The following is an 18,792-nucleotide window of genomic DNA, read 5'->3' on the forward strand; positions in this document are numbered from 1 at the left end:
GCCAGAAAGTCCGATGTCCGCGTTAGCGAAGCTGCACTGCAGCACCGACGATGTGGTCAAATGGCAGCTTGGGGCTGTCCTGACCAACGCCAATGTCAGCAATCAACGCTTCGCAGCTACTGGTGCAAGGTGCAGCATTCGGAACTATGGGCTCACTGCCGCCATTCTCTGCGGTGGTCATCGATTGGTGGTAAGAGCGCTTACCTGCCGTCGCGGTTTGGCTTCGATGCTGCGGGTGCGGTCGACAGGTTCTAGTCCAGAGCGGACCTCCAACTAGCAATTAATTTCTCAGGTTGGTTCCTACCGGTCGGGTTCGAAGCAGTCATTCACTGGCGGGTACGGGCGCAGTTTCATTGGCATGGCTAGACGCGGCTTCATCACTGATGCTGAGCACTAGTACGAATGAGGCGAAAGAACCTGTTCCGCGATCCAGTCGAATACCATTCGAGGGCCGCGTCCCAAATTGGTCTGGTCCCGCGACATGACGTAGCCTGCGTCGCTTATGACTACATCATCTGTCACTTGCACCAGCGAACCTTTGTTGAGCAAGCCATCTATTAGACCGATCCAACCCAATGCGACCCCATCCCCTGCTAACGCAGCCTGAGTGACCATGTCGTAGTTGTTAAAGCTGATGTAATTTTTCTTTCTTTCGCCTGCAATGCCCAGACTATCAAACCAACCCTGCCAAGTTTGCCACTCGGCAGTGGCGGGTTTTGATAAACTTAGCAGTTGCACATCCAATAAGTCTGCAGAAGAGCGAATTGGTGTTATCTTTTCTAATAGCTGAGGACTGCAAACTGCTGCGACAGTCTCTTCCAGCAGTAGAATTTCACCAGGCTTAATCTCACTTCTGGGCGCTACATGGACTTGTATGTCGCAATCCGTGTCGTCCAAGCCTGGAGGCACAGTAGATGCCAGAATTTGAATCTCAATCTCGTCCCCAAGCTCTTCGCGCAAGTAAGCCAGACGCGGTAGCAGCCAGAACGTAGAGAAAGCGAAGTCGGCAGAAATCCGAACCCTTGGTTTGGATTTACGATCCAGTAAGGATCCAACCGCATAGCCCATTTGTGTCATTGCAGGTTTGACCACGTTGAGAAGCCTGAGCCCTTCATATGTTAGTGAAACGCCACGGTGTTCTCGCTTGAAAAGCACTACGCCCAAATCGATCTCCAAACCCTTAATCCGTTGAGAGATCGAAGATTGCGTCAAGCCAAGTGCTTCGCCAGCGCTTGTGAAGTTTCCATGTTTCGCGACCATTTCAAAAGCATAGAGTGCGACAAGGTTGCGGCTGAGATTGGTATTAATCTTGTTAATGTCATTCATAATTACTGAACTACTGCAAAACTACTCGAATATGTATCAAAAACTCTGTCAAAGGGTGTCTATTGCCGCCCGGACAAAAAAGAGACGGGATCGAGTCATGACCGGGTGGTGGCGCAATCAGACAACCCAGACTGCAAGAGCAATGCAGATGGGCATGGTGACTTCCCCAAAAACGTGGGTCAATTCCCATTCAACAGGTCGTGCAGGAACAGTTCAGCCTGTCGCTTCTTATTGCCTGGGTTAGGCAACACAATTTGCGGCTAGTCCAAACACGGCTTGGTGCTGAATTCGCAACGATTTGATCTTGCAACCCGCTAGATCAGCTACAGGGAGATGAAGAATATGGCAGTTAAGCCTCCACTATCGGAACTTCCGATAAAAACCGCTGAAAACGGTTTTTATCGGGGGTTCAGCGTCAACGTGACGGTAATCAGTAAGATCATTATCAGTTTACTGGTGGTCTGGTGTATTGTGTGGCCCACTCAAGCTGGCAGAATCTTAGGTGATTGGAACGCGGCTATTCTGGCTCAGTTTGCCGCTTGGTATATCTGGGTCGTAACCGCGTTTGTTATCGTTTGTATCGGGCTGGCAATCTGGCCGACCGGAGGGCGTCTTAAGCTTGGTGTCGAGGGGGAAAAACCCGAGTTCTCCAACTTCTCCTGGTTTTCGATGATGTTTGGCGCCGGGATCGGTGTCGGGATGCTGACCTGGGCCGTTGCGGAACCAGTCGCGCATTTCAAGAACAACCCATCAGTGATTCAAGGTATCACAACGGCGCTCGATGCGGACAACGTTAGAACTGCCTATGTGTGGTCCTATCTGCATTGGGGTCTTGGCGCATGGGCGTGTTACGCAATTGCTGGTCTGTCGCTGGCGTTCTTCAGCTATCGCCGCGGGCTGCCATTAACGATCCGGTCGTCGCTGACGCCGCTGTTTGGCAAGGCGCTGTCCGGTAACCTTGGTCACGTGATCGATATTGTGGCCGTTGTTGCCACCATCCTTGGCGTTGCTCAAACGTTGGGATTCGGGGTCGAGCAGTTCGTTGCGGGTCTAACGCGGATCGGTATCGGCGGGCTCGCGCATACGGATGGTTCGGCAACGACGCTTGGGATCATCGTTGCCTTAGTGGTCATCATGGGGGCCTCGACATTGTCGGCGTTGTCCGGAGTTGGCAAAGGCATCAAATGGCTGTCGAACATCAATATGGTGTTGTCGATCTTCTTGCTGGGCTTCTTTATCATCTTTGGTGCGACGTTCTTTGGTGCAAGTGCCTTCTTCGTTGGGATCTGGGACTATCTGGTAGCGCTGCCGTGGCTGAGCTTTAATGTTTATGCATCTGATGGTGTCGAAGGATCAGAATCCTTCCTGCTTGCCCAATGGCAGGGCTGGTGGCCGGTATTCTATTGGGCTTGGTGGATTGCCTTCGCACCCTTTGTCGGCTTGTTCCTTGCGCGTATCTCACGCGGTCGTACGATCCGAGAGTTTGTACTCGGCGCGATGATTGTTCCCTCGCTGATGTGCTTCGTCTGGTTCGCATGGGCCGGTGGCACAGCAATCGATCTGGAACTGAACGGCAATGCAAATGGTGTGATCCTGGATGCGGCGAATGGCGACAAGATTTTTGCCATGACCGAATTCATGCTAGCCCCAATTGCACAGGCTTTGGCCTGGGGTATGGCGGTAGTCATCGTTGTTTTGCTGATGACTTTCCTGGTGACGTCAGCTGACTCTGCGGTATTGATCGTCAACACGATCAACGCTGCAGGTGATGAAGGCCCCAAGGCACGCCCTCACATCGTGTTCTGGGGCGCTGCGCTGGCGTTGGTCGTCGGTGGATTGCTGATTTCTGGCGGCACCGGCGCAATTCAGACCGCAATGGTGATTGGGGCGTTGCCGTTCTCGATTGTGATGGCTCTTATGTGCATCGCTTTGATCAAGGCCATCTGGAATGATGGTCGGCGCGAGGCCGCAGGCGTTGCTTCAACAATTGATCCGGAAACCTCGACGATGCCAGCGGAATAGGTATCGCTAAAACTACTGAGGCCCTGGTTAACATCTGGGGCCTCATTGTCCACGACACCCTTATCCATTAAAAATTGCTAAGCGATGCATAAACGGCAGGAATGGGGTATCTGAACTTTGAGGTGTACCGAGTTGATGGTTGTCGGCTTTGGGCTGCCTGACTGGGCAGGCGGCACTGTGACTCGCGACTTTGCAATGTCCAATATACTGCGCATTGTTGCCGTTCGAAGCGACATGTGCTGCAACCGCCGTGAACGGCAGCTCTGTGGCCACCTGCTCAATGCCCGCTTCGGTTTGCATGAAGATCGCGGCTGGGAATATTTCTACAAATAGCCGCGTCGCGCCATGCTGTGAGCTCAGAAGTCACTCTGATTTTTTTCCGGGAAATCGTGCCAAATTGTCCGAAAGCCGCCGCGCCGCAAAATCAGTTCTTTGTATTCGTACTTTTCACCAAGCGGTTGTCTCGGCGCACAGCTTCGGGCAATGCAAAACACACTGGTGGATGCAATGGTGGATACACAAAGGAAGTATCAGATCAAAGCCTTGATATTAAAGAGTTTATCTTAGCTAATTGGTGCCCGGGGGCGGAATCGAACCACCGACACGAGGATTTTCAATCCACTGCTCTACCCCTGAGCTACCCGGGCACGGGAACGATATCTATCGTTGGGTGGAGGCCTTCTATGACTTGCTACAGGCGGTGTCCAGAGGCTTTTTGACATTTTTTCAATGCGGGCGCAGTTGGTCTATTTCGCTGTCGGGCACTTCCGTTTCCATATCCTCTTCCCGCTGCGACGGGACCGCGTAGGACCCGTTCAGCCATTTGGCCAGATCAACGTCGGCGCAGCGTTTAGAGCAGAAAGGGCGAAACCTGGCGACCGTGTCCTCGGCGCAGATGGGGCAGCTCATTTCAGCACCTCCGACAGCGGAATGCGACCGCGTTTGCGCTGCAATTCGTAGTGACCCAATGGAGTCCAGCCAGCCAGAGTCGTCTCTATTCCATCAGCCTTGAGCGCCGCGCGCAGGGCTGATTCAAAGCCTCTGCGATCCTTTTTAGGCATGGGAGCCAGATCTAGGGTGATCTGCCCGCCCAAACCCCTGACACGCAGCGCGCGCGGCAAGGCCTTGGCGCAGGCGAAGTTGGCCTTGGTACCGGCCGCCAGCGAGGTATCAGCACCAGTATTGACGTCCACGGCCACCAGCGCTCGGGTCGGTTGGATAAACAAATGGCCACCTCCGGACAGCGGCTCAGATATTCCGCGGGCGGTATCCAGCGCGTCGAGGACGCCGTGCGTTTCAAACCCTCCGGCTTGGGTGACGACTTCGGCCGGATCGGCCCAGTCACGCCAGGCAAGAACGTGAGGTCCGTCGCCACCCAGCAACAATTCGGGTTCGGTTCCCGGGTCGTTCAGAACCTGCTCGGCATGGGCTAGCATCGCGCCGATGTCTTCGGCGATCTCAGAAACGTCTTCGCCCTGACAGCACGACCGCAGGATAAGGCCGTAGTCGCTGCCATCCATACTGTCATGCGCAATTTCAAGAAGGCGGTCGCGTTCATCCTCGTCCCGGATACTGCGCGAGATATTCAGACCGGGCGCATCGGGTGTTACAATCGCAAACCGGCTTTTGAACAGGACACGATCGGTCACCGGCAGAGCCTTGCCCGGTTCCGCATACCCTGTCACCTGAACTAGCATCAGGGTTCCGGGGGCCAGACCTTTGGCCTGCCGCAGGAACGCCGGACCATCGGGAGTTGTCAGGAACATGCCCCCTTGCCCTTTGACGGGGCGGTCAGTGCGGGCGCGATAGATCGTGCCGGGCGCAGGCGCGTCTGCGGCAATCAGAAAATCCTCAAGCTTGCCGTCCACCATCAAAGCTGCGGCTTCACGGTTTTCGATATGATCCAGAACGATTGTACGACCCTTCATGGGACCTCACGATACAAAGGATAGCCGATGCCCTGCAAAAGGGCGGCAGTTTCGGATAGTGGCAAGCCGACAATGCCGGTGAAAGAGCCGGAAATCCAGGGAATGAAGGCCCCAGCGGGGCCCTGAATGGCGTAGGCACCCGCTTTGCCATGCCAATCCCCCGTCGCCAGATATGCGTTGATTTCCACATCCGACAGGCGCTTGACCTTAACTTGGGATACGACGTCGCGTTGTAGCACCCGATCCCCCCGCCGCACCGCGACCGAGGTGATCACACGGTGGCGTCGACCGGACAGAGCGTGCAGAAACTCTGCCGCCTGTCCGGCATCATCTGGTTTGCCAAGAATTCGACGGCCCAACGCAACAGTGGTGTCCGCGCATAGGGTGAAATCGCCGCTATCCGCCTGAACCGCCTGCACTTTTGCGCGCGTGATACGGTTGCAATATGGCGCCGGCAGCTCGCCCCTGAGCGGCGTTTCGTCAATGTCAGGGGCACGGATGGCATCAGGCTGCACGCCAAGCTGGGCCAACAGGTCCAGCCGCCTTGGGCTGCCCGATCCTAAGATAAACGCCATTGCGGCAGGCGTTACTTGAAGCGGTAGTTGATCCGACCCTTGGTCAGATCATAGGGGGTCATTTCGACCTGTACTTTGTCGCCGGCCAGAACACGGATGCGGTTCTTGCGCATCTTGCCTGCCGTATGTGCGATGATCTCATGGCCGTTTTCCAGCTCGACCCGAAACGTCGCATTAGGCAGGAGTTCCTTCACGACACCGGGAAATTCGAGCGTATCTTCCTTGGCCATGTTGTCTCCATCATTACGTTGCACCCGCAGAATCTGCGGGGATGTGCGCCTAAATGAGCCTATTTCGGGCTTATTTCAAGGCCTCAATCACGAAAGCGGGGATATTATGACTGTTTCGGCCCGGGGAAGTTGCTCGTGCCAATGGGTCCGGTTCAGCACATGACCGTCAGCGCGGACATTGGCGATCGCCGAAAGGTCGACATCGGCGAAAACCCATCCGGGTTGGTTCAAGGTCCCTTCGGCCAATACGCCGGTTTGAGGAAACCCTTTGTCAGGCGGGCCAAACACGCCGCCCGTGCCAGTGTTCTTGTCCACGGCCTCGGACCAGTCATTGTTGCCAACCAGCGAGGCCATGACCGTAACGCATTGATTTTCCAACGCGCGTGACATCGCCCCGATGCGGACCCGCCAATACCCCGACAGCGCCTCGGTGCAGGAAGGCACCAGGATCAGGTCGGCCTCCTGCAGGGCACGGCCCAATAAGGGAAATTCGCCGTCATAACAGATCAGCACCCCAATCTTGCCCAGCTCGGTGTCGAACAGCTTGATCGGGCCGCCCGGCGCGATGTCCCACTCCTCGCGCTCGAACCGGGTCATGATCTGTTTGTCCTGATGGTCGCAGCCACCGCCCGGCGCATAAAACGCCGCGCGATTCACAGGACGCCTGAAGCCATCATTTACCGGGGCTGAGGCACCCAGAATATAGATCTTGTGCGCTTGGGCCAGACGCGTGTGCAGGTTATGCACATCCTCCATCCGGTCCGAGACCGCCCGGATCGACCGCTCCAGATCGCCAGCGACATCTGCCCCGTCCAGCGTCGACAGCTCCATCGCGCCGTATTCCGGAAAGACCAGCAACTCAGCCCCCTGCCCCGCGGCCTCCGAAACCCAGCGGTCCAGCTTGTCCTCGTACTGTGCCCAACTGTCGAGCCAATCAAGGTTGTATGCAGCGGTGGCGACTTTCATATCGGTTACCCTTGGGTCCATTTTCGCGCGAGATTAGAAGCAGACATAACAGGCTGTATAGTCAAATCTGTTCGTTTGTTCGAAGGACCAACGCAACAGCGTCTCTAAGGGTCATCCGGTTTGGACGGGCGCGGGTCCCAGCCATCTTCGTACTCGCCCAATACTCTGGACAGATGCAGCAAAGACGCAAACAGCCGCGCGTAAACATCCCGCGACAACATCGGCTTGTTATCGTCCAGCAACTGCAAAAGATCGACCACGCCCGAAGAAAACGCATCGTAGATTTGCTTGTCCACCGCGGTGGGATCTAGGGTCCAATAGTTGTGTTCGTCATAGTAACTGGCTGAGTGGGGTTCATCATCAATCATCAGGCGACCTCATTTATTTGAGGCACAGGTGGGACCGGAATCCACATGGACAAGATCACTGGCAGGAAGTCACAAGAACTTGGCAGGTCGGGAAATAAGTTATCGCGGATGGGGCTTTAGTCAGAACCTTCCGTTGCTGTCGTGTTTTGGCCAAGCCGCTGGTTCCCGTTTACAGATCCCTGATCCAGAACTGCAACGGCTTTGGTGTCTCATCGACCTCCCCGATATCTTTCCACGAGAATTGCGCGACAACTCCGGGCAGCGGCACGTAACCCCGCGCGCGCCAGAACGTATCCAGTGGGCGATATCCTTCGGGGCGTCGCGGGTGATCCGCCGCGCGCTGGACGCTGCAAAATGCACATTTGGAGAAGCCAAGCCTACGGGCATGTGCCTCGCGCAGGTCAAAGAACCTGTGCCCGATCCCCTGCCCGCGATATTCGGGCAACAAAACGGATTCGGCGCAGTAGAAGATGCCGTCCAGATTCAGACCAATGCCTTCAAATGCGGCGGCGAAATCCTCGGCGTGGTCAGTCAACGGCGCGCCTGTGGATGCGCCGATCAGACGGTCCTTGTCGAAGGCGCCAACCACGATGGCCCTGTCGCTGTCACGATAGGATTGCAGGTACTCACGCTCGTACTCCAGATCACCATCATAGAGATAGGGCCAGGCGTGAAACACTTCGATCCGCAGGCGGGCAACGTGATCCAGAGCGTCAGCCAGTGCCACCCCGGTCAGGGGGCGGACGTCGGTGACCTTAGCCATTAGATACCTGTTTGGTCCAGTCGGCGAGGTTGTAGAACGTGGTCACGCGGGTGATCTTGCCATCGTGCAAGTCAAAGAATGAGCCAGCGGGCAGGCGATAGGTCTGACCGTGCGCCTCGGGCAGACCCTCATCGGTTTCAAGATAAGTGCCGTTGACGATGAATTCGGCAGCCGCGCGGGTGCCGCCTTCGGCGTCGAACACCACAATATCGGTCAGGTTTTCGCGGTAACTACGGTTCATATGGGCGCAGAAAGCCGCGAATTTCTCTTTACCGACACGGATCTGGCCTTCGTTCACGTGATGGGCCACGTCGTCGGACAGGCAGTCCAACATGCCGTCCACATCCCCGGCATTGAAGGCTTCGAAATAGGTTTTGACGGTCTGGTTCATGATCACTCCGTAGGTTCGCCCCAGCGGTCTTTCAGATGCTGGATGATCTGATCTCGGGTCTGTCGGTAGTGATGTAACTTCTGTTCGCGGGTTTCGCCCATCCCGGTAGGGTCCATTATTGGCCAATAATCGACATCCAGATGAAATATCCGGGTCAGTTCCAGCGCCCTGCGCTGGCTTGCGGGTGACAGCGCCACGATCAGGTCGAATGAGCTGAGATCGTCGCCCCATTCCTGCATCTCGTCAAACGAGCGCGAGCGGTGGCGGGACAGTTCGACCCCGATCTCGTGACAGGCCGCAATGCAAAAGCCATCGATCTCAAGGTCGTTATGGACACCAGCGGATTGCACATAAGTGCCGGTGCCATAAAATTTCTTCATGATGCCTTCGGCCATCGGTGACCGAACCGAATTATGGTCGCAACAGAACAGAATGGACTGCGGCAGAGACGTCACCCGTCACCCCCCAAAATGCAGCACGCAGATCAGCGTGAACAGGCGGCGGGCGGTGTCAGTGTCGATATCCGCTTTTCCCTCCAGCCGTTCCTGCAACACGCGGCTGCCTTCGTTGTGGATTCCGCGCCGCGCCATGTCGATGGTTTCGATCTGGCTGGGCGGCAGGGATTTTACCGCGTCGAAATAGCTTTCGCAGATCTGAAAATAATCTTTGACCACCTGCTTGAATGGTCCCAGCGACAGGTGAAACTCGGCGGCTTTTTCCTCGGCCTCGGTGGCGATATCAAAGACCAGCCGCTTATCCCGGATCGACAGCTGCACATGATAGGGACCATCGGGCACTACACGGTCATCGCGCCGAGGCAACGCAAAGCTGTTTTCCTCGAGCAGATCAAAGATCGCAACCTTGCGCTCCTGCTCGATCTCGGGGGTCGGCGGGGGCAGGTTTCGGTCGTCCAGTTGGATATGCGAAATACGTGTCATGTGTGTCTGGTCCATTCAGATCAGCACAGACCTATAACAAGCGAATTGGATCGGCAACGCCCGCGCGGGCAGACATTGCGGGAATTCATCCGTTGAGGCGTTTCAGACGCGCGGTCACCGACAACCCATGCGCCTCCAGGCTTTCGGACCGGGCCAGTTGTTCCGCCGCAGGTCCAATTGCGCGCAACGCCTCGGGCGTCATCTGGCTGAGCGTTGTGCGTTTGAGAAAATCCATCACGCTGAGGCCAGACGAAAACCGGGCCGACCGCGCTGTGGGCAGAACATGGTTCGGGCCGCCAACGTAATCGCCGATCGCTTCGGGCGTGTACTGGCCCAGAAAAATGGCCCCAGCATGAATGGTTTTCGCGCTAAGCGCCACGGGGTCCGCCACGCAAAGCTCTAGGTGTTCCGGGGCGATGCGGTTTGACAGGGTGGTCGCTTCGTCCAGATCGCGGACAGTGATGATCGCTCCGAAATCGCGCCAACTGGCCCCTGCAATCGCACGCCGCTGCAGGGTTTCAAGGCGTTTTTCAACCGCCTGAGCCACAGCCTGCCCAAAACCCGCGTCATCGGTGATCAGGATCGATTGCGCACTTTCGTCATGTTCGGCCTGGCTGAGCAGGTCCAGTGCGATCCAGTCAGGGTCGTTGTCGCTGTCGGCAATCACCAAAATTTCCGAGGGGCCTGCGATCATGTCGATCCCGACCTTGCCAAAAACCCGGCGTTTCGCAGCTGCCACAAAGGCATTACCGGGGCCGGTAATCTTGTCGACGGGCGTGATGCTTTCGGTGCCATAGGCCAAAGCTGCAATCGCCTGCGCGCCACCGATGCGATAGATCGTGTCCACGCCCGACAATTGCGCCGCCAACAGGACCACCGGGTTTACCACCCCGTCCGGCGTTGGCACGGCAATGGCCAGCCGTTCAACCCCTGCCACCTTTGCCGGGATCGCGTTCATCAGCACCGAAGATGGATAGGATGCCAGACCACCGGGCACGTACAGACCCGCCGCCGACACCGCCGACCAACGCCAACCAAGGGTTGCCCCAGCCTCATCCGTCCATTGGAGATCATCAGGCATCTGCTTTTCGTGATAAGACCGGATACGATCTGCCGCCAGCTCCAGTGCGTGGCGGTCTTCATCAGAAACTTTCGCGACGGCCTCGGCAATCTCGGCAGCCGAGAAGGCCAGCGTATCGGATGTAAGCTCAAGCCGGTCGAACTTGGCGGTCAGTTCGATCACCGCCGCGTCGCCCCGGGCCCGCACATCGGCAATGATCTGGGCCACAACCGCATCCACATCCGGGCTGTCTTCGCGCTTGGCGGACAGCAGGGTCTGAAAGGCGGTTTCAAACTCGGGCGATGTGGCGTTCAGGAAAACGGGCATGGTCTTGCACTCCGGCGCGGTTGATCGGGACATATCGTCGGGATGGGCGGGCCTCAACCCTCAGTGCGCGGGGTGCAGCGATTTGCGCATCTCGCGGCAGGGCAAATCCTGGCGGTCACAACGCTGACCGGTGGCCTGCCAACCCTGCCGCAGGTAAAACGCCTGCGCGGTCGCCGTCGCCTCAAGCCGGGCCTCGGTGCATCCGGCGGCAATGAGTTCCCGTTCAAGACGGTCCAACAGGGCCGCCCCGATACCGCAGCCGATATGGTCGGGGTCGATGTACAGCAGCGTGATTTCACCGGTTTCGATCAGGCCACCCACGGCAGTAACCTGCCCGGCCTGTTCGGTCAGCCAGATCTGCGATCCGTCCCTGATCCATCCACGGATGGTTTCGGGATCCTTGTTCGCCGTCCATTGCGCAATGACCTGCGGGTCGTCCTGGTGATCTGCCCGGCACAGTTCAGTGATCGACCGGATCAGAACCCGACTGAGGTCAAAGACGTCAAACACAGTGGCACGACGATGTACCAGACCTGCCGGGGGTCCGGAGAACGCCTGTGATATGCCGCGCTTATTCCGGATGGTGCGGGGCCTGACCCGACGGTGCCTGATATGGGCGAGTTACGTCCTTGAGCGTGGCGTCCAGCGCCTCGACCGACAGGCGGATCGCGCCATCACCCGCCAAGGTCAGCAAGATCTGTCCGGCCCCGTCTTCTGCCGCTTCGAAATCGACGGACAGCAGCGACATAACCATATCCTTGTCGCTGCGATCAACGCCCTGGCTTGAGACAGACAGAACCGAATCAAACACCAAAACCGACTGTACGCGTTCAAACGGACGGTTGCGGCTGGTGGCAGCGTCTTTGTCTTCCCATCGAAAACGGTTCAGCAACAGGCCGAAACGACGCTCGGACGGGCGCCATGTCATCTCGGTGATCGGAAACACCGCGTCCTGCGTCAGGGTTGAGATCACCTGAAGGTCCTCATCATCCTGCGCACCCAGATTCAGCGGGGCCTCGCGCCCGTCATGGAAACTTGCGTCTGTCATTGGCCTTTTATCCGTTCAATTTTTGCGCCTACGCCTTCCAGCTTGCGCACCACATGCTCATATCCACGGTCCAGATGATAGACCCGACTGACCACTGTTTCCCCTTCGGCTGCCAGACCGGCAAGGATCAGTGACACCGAGGCCCGCAAATCCGTCGCCATCACCGGGGCCCCCTTCAGGCGCTCAACACCTGTTACCGTGGCAGTCCCGCCATGTACCTCTATATCCGCGCCCATCCGCACCAGCTCTGGCGCGTGCATGAACCGGTTCTCAAAAATCCGCTCTTCCAGCACCGAGGTGCCCTCGGCGGTGCACATCAGCGCCATCATCTGGGCCTGCAAATCGGTTGGGAATCCCGGGAACGGTTCGGTGACCACATCCACTGCTCGGACGCGGCCGTTTTTGCGGGCCACTTTCAGACCCTTGTCCGTTTCTTCAACGCTGACCCCTGCCGCATCCAGTTTGGCCGCGAAGGATTCAACAAGACGCATGCGTCCGCCCAGCAGTTCGACCTCGCCGCCACAAATGGCGGGTGCCAGCATATAGGTGCCCAGCTCGATCCGGTCGATTACAACCTGATGGGTGGCACCGTGCAGGCGATCGACGCCCTGTATTTCGATGGTCGAAGTCCCCTCGCCCGCGATCTGGGCGCCCATCTTGCGCAGACATTCAACCAGATCGACAATCTCGGGCTCTCGCGCGGCGTTCTTCAAGACAGTGGTGCCTTTGGCCAGCGTGGCCGCCATGACGATGTTTTCCGTCGCCCCAACCGAGGCAAAACGCATTTCATGTACCCCGCCTTTCAGCCCGCCCGGAGCCTTGGCGTGGAGATACCCGTCTTTGAGTTCGATCTCAGCCCCCAAAGCCTCAAGCCCTTCGACGTGCAGGTCCATCGGCCGCGCGCCGATCGCACATCCCCCCGGCAGCGACACAACCGCATGCCCAAAACGCGCCAGCAACGGACCCAGCACCAGATTTGAGGCCCGCATCTTGCGCACGATCTCATAGTCCGCTGTCTGGCTGGTCAGATCGTGGCTGGACATCGCCTGCACTTGGCCATCCTGCAGCGACGACACCTCGGCGCCCAACGATTGCAGCAGAGCCGTCATGGTCTTGATGTCGCTGAGACGTGGCGCGTTTGTCAGCGTCAGCGGTTCTTCGCTGAGAAGCGTTGCGGGCATCAGCGTCAGGCACGCATTTTTAGCCCCCGCAATTGGTATCTGACCGTTAAGCGGCCCGTTGCCTGTTACCAGAATCGAATCCATTTGCTCTTATCCCTCGTCCTTGCCGGCTTTGCCGTTCGGGGTCGCACGCGCCTTGGCCTGCGCCTTACGCCGCGCCATATTCGCTTTCAGCGCCGCTTTCAGCCGCTCTTCGCGCGCATCCCCGGATTTGCCAGGCTTTTTTGGTGCATTTTTGTCTGCCATGGTCTTTCTCTACAGGAGGGGAAAAAAACCGTCCAGACACCCTTGCGCCGCGTTTCGTTTGAGTCTAATCACCCGCCCACAGCGCTGCTGTAGCTCAGAGGTAGAGCACTCCCTTGGTAAGGGAGAGGTCGAGAGTTCAATTCTCTCCAGCAGCACCATCTTTCCAGACAACCGCATATTCCACCAGGCAGGTCGCGGACAAGTGTATTGTGAGCGCGCATTGCTTTCTCGTACGCCTATGCCTCTAGATTTGACAGAATCCTTAGTCGGTGCTTACTTAAAACGCAGGATAATTGCCTGAATTTTCGATTGTTATCAGCACACTGAGGTGCCGTGACCGGCATCCCCCACCAGAATGCAAGTCTGGAGATTTGATGATGGAACTAATCGCTGAACAGCTGCGCGCCTTTCCGATCATGGCGCTTTTTCTATGCCTAGGCCTGGGGTACGGCGTCGGAAAATTCAGGGTCGGAAAATTCGAACTGGGCGGTATTGCCGGAACCTTGCTGGTGGCAGTTTTTGTAGGTCAGATTGGCGGGATCACCTTAAGCACGGATGTTCAGAACGTCTTTTTCTCATTGTTTATTTTCATGGTCGGCTACAATGGTGGACCCCAGTTCTTTGCGGCTCTGAACCGAACCGCACTTACAAAACTGTTAGCAGCCTTCATGATGACCCTCTGGGGACTGTTTTTCGTGATCGTTGTGGCGCGACTGGCCGGGCTCGACAAAGGGCTGGCAGCAGGTCTTGCGGCCGGAGGATTGACGCAATCGGCCATCATCGGCACCGCAGGCAACGCCATCGACTTGCTTGGTCTTGCAGCGGATGAAGCTGAAAAGCTGAAAACCAACATCGCGGTTGGTTACTCTGTCACCTACATCTTTGGATCGATCGGTCCCATTCTGGCGGTGAGCATCATTCCAATCATCATGCGCTGCGATCTACGGCAAGAAGCGATCAAGCTGGCCCAAAAGCTCAGCGGTGGCGGCCGTAAACTGGCAGATGGTGAGTTCCTGCCAATGAACCGCTTTGAGGCTCGCGCCTATCAGGTCAATGATGACGCCGCCATTGCCGGCCAATCCGTCAAATCCATCGAGGCGGAGTATGACGGTGACCTTTTGGTCGAACGGCTGCTGCGGAATGGCGTGCCGGTGGACCCAGCACCGGATACCGTGGTCGGCGTGGACGACGTAATCGTGGTTTCGGGCCTTGTTGCAACGTTGGTTCAATTCGAAGGAACGGCCAGCGGTGAAATCGGAGAATACCCGCCGGAACTGACCGTCGTCGAGGAAAGGCGCAATGTCGTGGTCACCAATCGTAAACTGGCTGGTAAAACCCTTGAACAGCTGAACAAAGCGTTGACACCGGATCAGCGGCGCGGTGTCCATATCTCAAAGATCACACGGATGGGGCATGACGTCCCTGTTCTGCTCAATACCGAGATCCACGCAGGCGATGAGATCAGCATTGTTGGCCACAAGAACGACCTGAATCGCGTGGCCAAACAGGCGGGGTATGTTCCGCCTGCGGCCTCGGTTACGAATTTCATCGCATTGGGGATCGGTGTGGCCGTCGGCTATCTGATTGGCGAGATCAGCTTTGTCATTGCCGGAACCAAGGTTGCATTGGGGTCGGGTCTTGGATGTCTCATAACAGGGCTGATCATCGGATACCTGCGTATCCGTCGACCCAAGATTGGCGGGATCAATCGGGGGGCTGCCAACTTTTTGCAAAGCTTCGGGCTGGCGGTATTTGTCGGTGTCGTTGGACTGAACGCGGGCAAACCTGCGCTGGAGGCAATTCAGCAATACGGAATTACCCTGCTGCTGCTGGGCATCGTGGTCACAATGATGCCGATGATCGTGCAGTTCCCGATCAACTATTTCGCGCTGCGCATTCGCAACCCGGTCGAGGCTTGCGCGGTGGTGACCGGATCACGCTCGGGCAACCCCGGATTTGCGACCTTGTTGGAAAAGGCAGGCAACTCAACGCCGACACCGGCCTTTACCATGACCTACGCGGTGGCGAATATCTTCCTGACGCTTTGGGGGCCGCTGGTCGTGGCTTTTGTGCCCTAGGCTACATCAGCAGGATCACGATGACCGAGCCCCAAAGCGCCAGCAACACGTTGCCGACCGCATATCCCAGACCATAGCCCAGCGTGGGCACCTGGCTCTGAGCGGCTTCCTGCACGGCAGCAAGACCTGGGGCCGAGGTTCCGGCCCCACAACAGGTCCCGGCCAGAACGCCCTCATTGATGCCAAAGACCTTGCGGCCTACAAACACGGCTGATCCATGCGCCAGCAACACGATGGCCACCGACCCCAGGATCAGGGACGGCCCGCTTTCGACAACTCCGGTTACAAAGCTGGGTCCCGAGGTGATGCCGACACAGGCCACAAAGACACACAGACCCAGGGAATCGAAAATCCACAGGGTCGCCTCGGGGACAAACCCAAAAGTCCTGTGGACCGAGCGCAGCCATCCTGCCACCAACCCGCCCAGCAGCACCCCAACCGATGTGCCAAGCCCCAGTTCAATCGCACCGTATTTCAGCGCAGGAATACCGATGAGCCCGCCTAGCAGAATAAAGAACGCCACAAAGACCATATCGGTCTTGTTTGTTTCGCGATCCAGGTAGCCCAGTTTGGCAGCAGCGTCCTCGATATGGCTGCGGGTGCCCGACACTGTCAGAACATCCCCCATATGCAGGGTCACGCGGCGAAAAACCGGCAGCCGCTCGCCACTGCGCATGATGCCCCGCAAGAATATGGTGCGGGCCTCGGGGCGGGCAGACAGCTCGGCCAGTGTCTGGTTCACCACGGCCTTGTTGGTCACGACGATATCGCTTGTTTCTACCGGCAGGTCGAGCAATTCCGGATCTTCGACCTCTTCACCCAGCATACTTGTGTGATCGATCAGATAGGATCGCAGCCCGGCAATAGCCGCGATATCACCCGTTTCCAGAACCATATCGCGGGTCGTGGGCAAGATCTTTTTCCCCCGGCGCACCCGGTCAAAAAAAGCGCGCACATGGGGAGGAACGCAGGCTTCGATCTCGGCAATTGTCCGGCCCGAAAACACGGGGTTGATGCGATAGGCGCGGGCCTCAAAGTCGCGGTGTTCGGACACCATCGGGGCATCATTGTTGTCCAACTCAGCCTCATGCTCTGCGCAGGCCTCTTTCAGGGACCGCCCATAAAAGCGGGGAGCCAGTTGGGTGTGGAAAAAGATAGTGGCGACTACTCCAACAAAGTAAGCCACCGCAAAGCCGGTGGCGATTTCTCCGTCAAATATTTGTTGTGCGGCAGGGTCGGCACCGGCTTTGGCAAATGTGTCAATGGCCACGCCCAGTGTCGCGCTTTCGGTGACGCCACCAGCCAAAAGCCCCGCCGCGATCCCCACCGACAACCCCATCAAAGGTGCCAGTAGCGCAGCAACCACCAAGGCCACGACGCATAACAGTGCAGTGATCGCAATCTGCGGCAACGCCCCAAAGTTCAAGGATCGAAAGAACTGCGGCCCTGTTCGATATCCGATGGAAAACAAAAACAGTAAAAAGAACGCCTGTTTCAGATCGTCCGAGACGACCACCCCGGTCTGACCAACCAGAACGCCGCCCAGCAAACAGCCCGCCACCGACCCGACCGTAAACGAGCCGATGGTGATTTTGCCCAGCGCATAGCCCATGGCGAGACTGCAGAACAAGGCTAGCTCAGGGTGGGTGCCAAAGATCGCGCCGATCAATTCCATCCAGGTCTTCCCCTGTGTCCTTGCACCGTCCCCTTACCCATGCAGCGACAATCCCTTCGAGGCGCGATAGGCCTGCACATACCCAATGGCAACCGCACGCACGGCCCGGCCGATCTGGCGATAGGCGCTATCATCGAGATTGGCAAAAGACACGCGCGCTGACCAATTTGGGGCGTCAAAGCCCGACCCGTTCAACAACACAATCCCATGATCCTGCGCCAGCTTGAAAGAGATATCCAGCGGATGGACATTTTCCTTGATCCAGTCAACCACCTCTTCTCCGACGTATTTCCGCAGCCAAAACTCAAAGTCGAGTATGCCGTAATACCGGTCGTACAATGGGTTTTCTGGCACCTCGATGCCCATGCCTTCGACCAGTTCGGTAAAGCGATGTTCGAGGATTCCCTGACAGAACGCCTGATAACTTTTGTCTTCGTCCATCATCTCGACCAGAGAGAACAGAGTCATCATTACCTGCTGCGGCAATGACAGCCCCGCAGTGTGGTTCAGCGCCACATCGCGGCTGTCGGCAACAATCCGGTCGATGAATTTGAACGAGGATGGATCGGGCGTCAGCGTCGTATACCGCGCCTCGACCTTTGCTTTGACCTCGGCGGGGGCTTCGGCAATCATCTTGTCGAAAATGTTATTCTCGGCGACCAGAATAGTGCCCAAGCGCCAACCTGTGCAGCCAAAATACTTGGAATAGGAATAGACCCCGATTGTATTTTCGGGCAGGTGCCCCATGACTGACTGGAAGTTAGGAACAAAAGTGCCATAAACGTCATCGGTCAGAATGATCAGATCCGGGCGGCGTGTTTTGACAAACTCGACCAGCCGGGCCAAAACCTTGGGGCTCATCGCGACGGCCGAAGGGTTGCCTGGATTGACCAGAAACAGCGCTTTGACCTTTGGATCGGCCAACTGTTCCAAGTCCGCATCAGTCAGCTGGAAATTGTCCTCCTCTTCCGATGACACATCCACCACGTTCAGCGCGTAATCCTCAAGCTCGGGCATTTCCAGATAGGGTGTAAAGATCGGCGTCCCTAGAGCGATAGTGTCGCCTGCATTCAGCAAACGCTGATTTTTCAGCGCCTTGAAAATATAGCACATTGCGGCCGTTCCACCTTCAACCGCGTAGATGTCGAACTTGGTGTCGGGCCGGTGCCCCGCGCACATCGCCCACATCAGGTATTCATGGACGATGATCTCATTATGTTCGAGACACCGATCCGGTATCGGATAATGGTCACCCACAATCCCGTCGGTCAGCTCCAATACAAAGTCGTCCGGAGTAAAACCGAATTTCTGTACCGCAAAATCCACCATAGCCGCCAGCGTATCAGCGCCCGGAGGACCGCTTTGCCCCTGGGACGTCGCGCAATAGGCCTTGAGCCGACCGTAACTGCCCGGCCCTTGCGGTGTACCCGCCAGACCAACCTGTGGTTCATTGCGGTGCCGCTGGGCCTCGGTCATCGCAAACTGACCCAGCAGGAAGAACGCCTCGCGCGCTTTGGTGGCGATCCAGTTGGGATTGCCGCGTCCCGCGTTCAGATAGGGCAAGGTCGACTTGTGCGCCTCTTTCTGGGCCAGCTTGATAAGCTCGTCCTTGATCTGAAACGGGCTCAGGTGTTCGAACTTGTGAAGATTCAGCGTGTCCGGCATGGCAG

The 18,792-nt window shown here is 57.2% G+C and carries 22 protein-coding genes and 2 tRNA genes; 3 read left to right on the forward strand and 21 right to left on the reverse strand.

All coding sequences use genetic code 11. The annotated features are described in order from the left end of the window. Positions 1–22: 22 nt before the first annotated feature. Both SJY13_RS10335 and SJY13_RS10340 read right to left on the reverse strand, forming a co-directional pair. A complete protein-coding gene (locus SJY13_RS10335; protein ID WP_377190677.1) occupies positions 23–181 on the reverse strand; it encodes a hypothetical protein in 159 nt (52 codons plus the stop codon). Positions 182–393: 212 nt separating this feature from the next. Continuing rightward, a complete protein-coding gene (locus tag SJY13_RS10340) occupies positions 394–1,326 on the reverse strand; it encodes a LysR family transcriptional regulator (protein ID WP_377190679.1) in 933 nt (310 codons plus the stop codon). Between the two features lie 342 nt (positions 1,327–1,668). Here SJY13_RS10340 and SJY13_RS10345 point away from each other — a divergent pair, with 342 nt between their 5' ends. Then, positions 1,669–3,348, forward strand: coding sequence for a BCCT family transporter (locus tag SJY13_RS10345; RefSeq protein ID WP_377190681.1), 1,680 nt, complete (start codon positions 1,669–1,671; stop codon positions 3,346–3,348). Positions 3,349–3,408: 60 nt separating this feature from the next. On the opposite strand, the gene SJY13_RS10350 is transcribed toward SJY13_RS10345, so the two are convergent. The 17 genes from SJY13_RS10350 to SJY13_RS10430 all read right to left on the reverse strand — a co-directional run bounded on the left by SJY13_RS10350 (position 3,409) and on the right by SJY13_RS10430 (position 13,369). Continuing rightward, positions 3,409–3,648, reverse strand: coding sequence for a hypothetical protein (locus SJY13_RS10350; RefSeq protein WP_377190683.1), 240 nt, complete (start codon positions 3,646–3,648; stop codon positions 3,409–3,411). A gap of 272 nt (positions 3,649–3,920) precedes the next feature. Beyond that, positions 3,921–3,995: transfer RNA gene (locus SJY13_RS10355), tRNA-Phe, on the reverse strand. 79 nt (positions 3,996–4,074) lie between these two features. Beyond that, a complete protein-coding gene (locus SJY13_RS10360; RefSeq protein WP_085821531.1) occupies positions 4,075–4,257 on the reverse strand; it encodes a DNA gyrase inhibitor YacG in 183 nt (60 codons plus the stop codon). Next, entirely contained in the window at positions 4,254–5,276 is a 1,023-nt protein-coding gene (locus SJY13_RS10365) for a ribonuclease E/G (protein ID WP_377190685.1), read from the reverse strand. Before SJY13_RS10365 ends, SJY13_RS10360 begins: the two co-directional genes overlap by 4 nt. Further along, a complete protein-coding gene (locus SJY13_RS10370; RefSeq protein ID WP_377190687.1) occupies positions 5,273–5,851 on the reverse strand; it encodes a Maf family protein in 579 nt (192 codons plus the stop codon). Before SJY13_RS10370 ends, SJY13_RS10365 begins: the two co-directional genes overlap by 4 nt. 11 nt (positions 5,852–5,862) lie before the next feature. Continuing rightward, positions 5,863–6,081 (reverse strand): translation initiation factor IF-1, encoded by a 219-nt coding sequence (gene infA / locus SJY13_RS10375; protein ID WP_005978431.1) that lies wholly within the window; start codon positions 6,079–6,081, stop codon positions 5,863–5,865. 87 nt (positions 6,082–6,168) lie between these two features. After that, on the reverse strand, positions 6,169–7,047 hold the full coding sequence (locus SJY13_RS10380) for a carbon-nitrogen hydrolase family protein (RefSeq protein ID WP_377190689.1): 879 nt from the start codon (positions 7,045–7,047) through the stop codon (positions 6,169–6,171). A gap of 104 nt (positions 7,048–7,151) precedes the next feature. Then, positions 7,152–7,415 (reverse strand): hypothetical protein, encoded by a 264-nt coding sequence (locus SJY13_RS10385; protein ID WP_085821535.1) that lies wholly within the window; start codon positions 7,413–7,415, stop codon positions 7,152–7,154. A 169-nt stretch (positions 7,416–7,584) separates the two neighbouring features. Continuing rightward, a complete protein-coding gene (locus SJY13_RS10390; protein ID WP_377190691.1) occupies positions 7,585–8,178 on the reverse strand; it encodes a GNAT family N-acetyltransferase in 594 nt (197 codons plus the stop codon). Further along, on the reverse strand, positions 8,171–8,569 hold the full coding sequence (locus SJY13_RS10395; RefSeq protein ID WP_377190693.1) for a ketosteroid isomerase-related protein: 399 nt from the start codon (positions 8,567–8,569) through the stop codon (positions 8,171–8,173). Before SJY13_RS10395 ends, SJY13_RS10390 begins: the two co-directional genes overlap by 8 nt. A 2-nt stretch (positions 8,570–8,571) precedes the next feature. Then, entirely contained in the window at positions 8,572–9,024 is a 453-nt protein-coding gene (locus tag SJY13_RS10400) for an arsenate-mycothiol transferase ArsC (protein ID WP_085821538.1), read from the reverse strand. A gap of 3 nt (positions 9,025–9,027) precedes the next feature. Continuing rightward, a complete protein-coding gene (locus SJY13_RS10405; protein ID WP_085821539.1) occupies positions 9,028–9,507 on the reverse strand; it encodes a UPF0262 family protein in 480 nt (159 codons plus the stop codon). 85 nt (positions 9,508–9,592) lie between these two features. Beyond that, the gene (gene hisD, locus SJY13_RS10410; protein ID WP_377193605.1) at positions 9,593–10,894 is read right to left on the reverse strand and encodes a histidinol dehydrogenase; all 1,302 of its coding nucleotides are present in this window, start codon (positions 10,892–10,894) and stop codon (positions 9,593–9,595) included. Between the two features lie 60 nt (positions 10,895–10,954). Further along, positions 10,955–11,404, reverse strand: a complete 450-nt coding sequence (locus SJY13_RS10415; RefSeq protein WP_377190695.1) for a GNAT family N-acetyltransferase — start codon at positions 11,402–11,404, stop codon at positions 10,955–10,957. A gap of 61 nt (positions 11,405–11,465) precedes the next feature. Next, entirely contained in the window at positions 11,466–11,942 is a 477-nt protein-coding gene (locus SJY13_RS10420; protein WP_377190697.1) for a DUF2948 family protein, read from the reverse strand. Further along, on the reverse strand, positions 11,939–13,207 hold the full coding sequence (gene murA / locus SJY13_RS10425) for a UDP-N-acetylglucosamine 1-carboxyvinyltransferase (protein ID WP_377190699.1): 1,269 nt from the start codon (positions 13,205–13,207) through the stop codon (positions 11,939–11,941). Before murA ends, SJY13_RS10420 begins: the two co-directional genes overlap by 4 nt. A 6-nt stretch (positions 13,208–13,213) precedes the next feature. Then, positions 13,214–13,369, reverse strand: a complete 156-nt coding sequence (locus SJY13_RS10430) for a hypothetical protein (protein WP_377190701.1) — start codon at positions 13,367–13,369, stop codon at positions 13,214–13,216. An 83-nt stretch (positions 13,370–13,452) separates the two neighbouring features. On the opposite strand from SJY13_RS10430, the gene SJY13_RS10435 reads away from it, so the two are divergent. Both SJY13_RS10435 and aspT read left to right on the forward strand, forming a co-directional pair. After that, positions 13,453–13,527: transfer RNA gene (locus tag SJY13_RS10435), tRNA-Thr, on the forward strand. Between the two features lie 216 nt (positions 13,528–13,743). Next, positions 13,744–15,447 (forward strand): aspartate-alanine antiporter, encoded by a 1,704-nt coding sequence (aspT, locus tag SJY13_RS10440; protein WP_377190703.1) that lies wholly within the window; start codon positions 13,744–13,746, stop codon positions 15,445–15,447. A 1-nt stretch (position 15,448) separates the two neighbouring features. Here the strand turns inward: aspT and SJY13_RS10445 are convergent, their stop codons facing one another. Both SJY13_RS10445 and SJY13_RS10450 read right to left on the reverse strand, forming a co-directional pair. Next, entirely contained in the window at positions 15,449–17,122 is a 1,674-nt protein-coding gene (locus SJY13_RS10445; RefSeq protein WP_377190705.1) for an aspartate:alanine exchanger family transporter, read from the reverse strand. Between the two features lie 33 nt (positions 17,123–17,155). Then, positions 17,156–18,787 carry a bifunctional aspartate transaminase/aspartate 4-decarboxylase gene (locus SJY13_RS10450; protein ID WP_377190707.1) on the reverse strand — a complete coding sequence of 544 codons (1,632 nt, stop codon included), beginning with the start codon at positions 18,785–18,787 and terminating at the stop codon, positions 17,156–17,158. Positions 18,788–18,792 lie beyond the last annotated feature (5 nt).

This window comes from Ruegeria meonggei (genome assembly GCF_042768335.1).
Lineage (GTDB): Bacteria > Pseudomonadota > Alphaproteobacteria > Rhodobacterales > Rhodobacteraceae > Ruegeria > Ruegeria meonggei.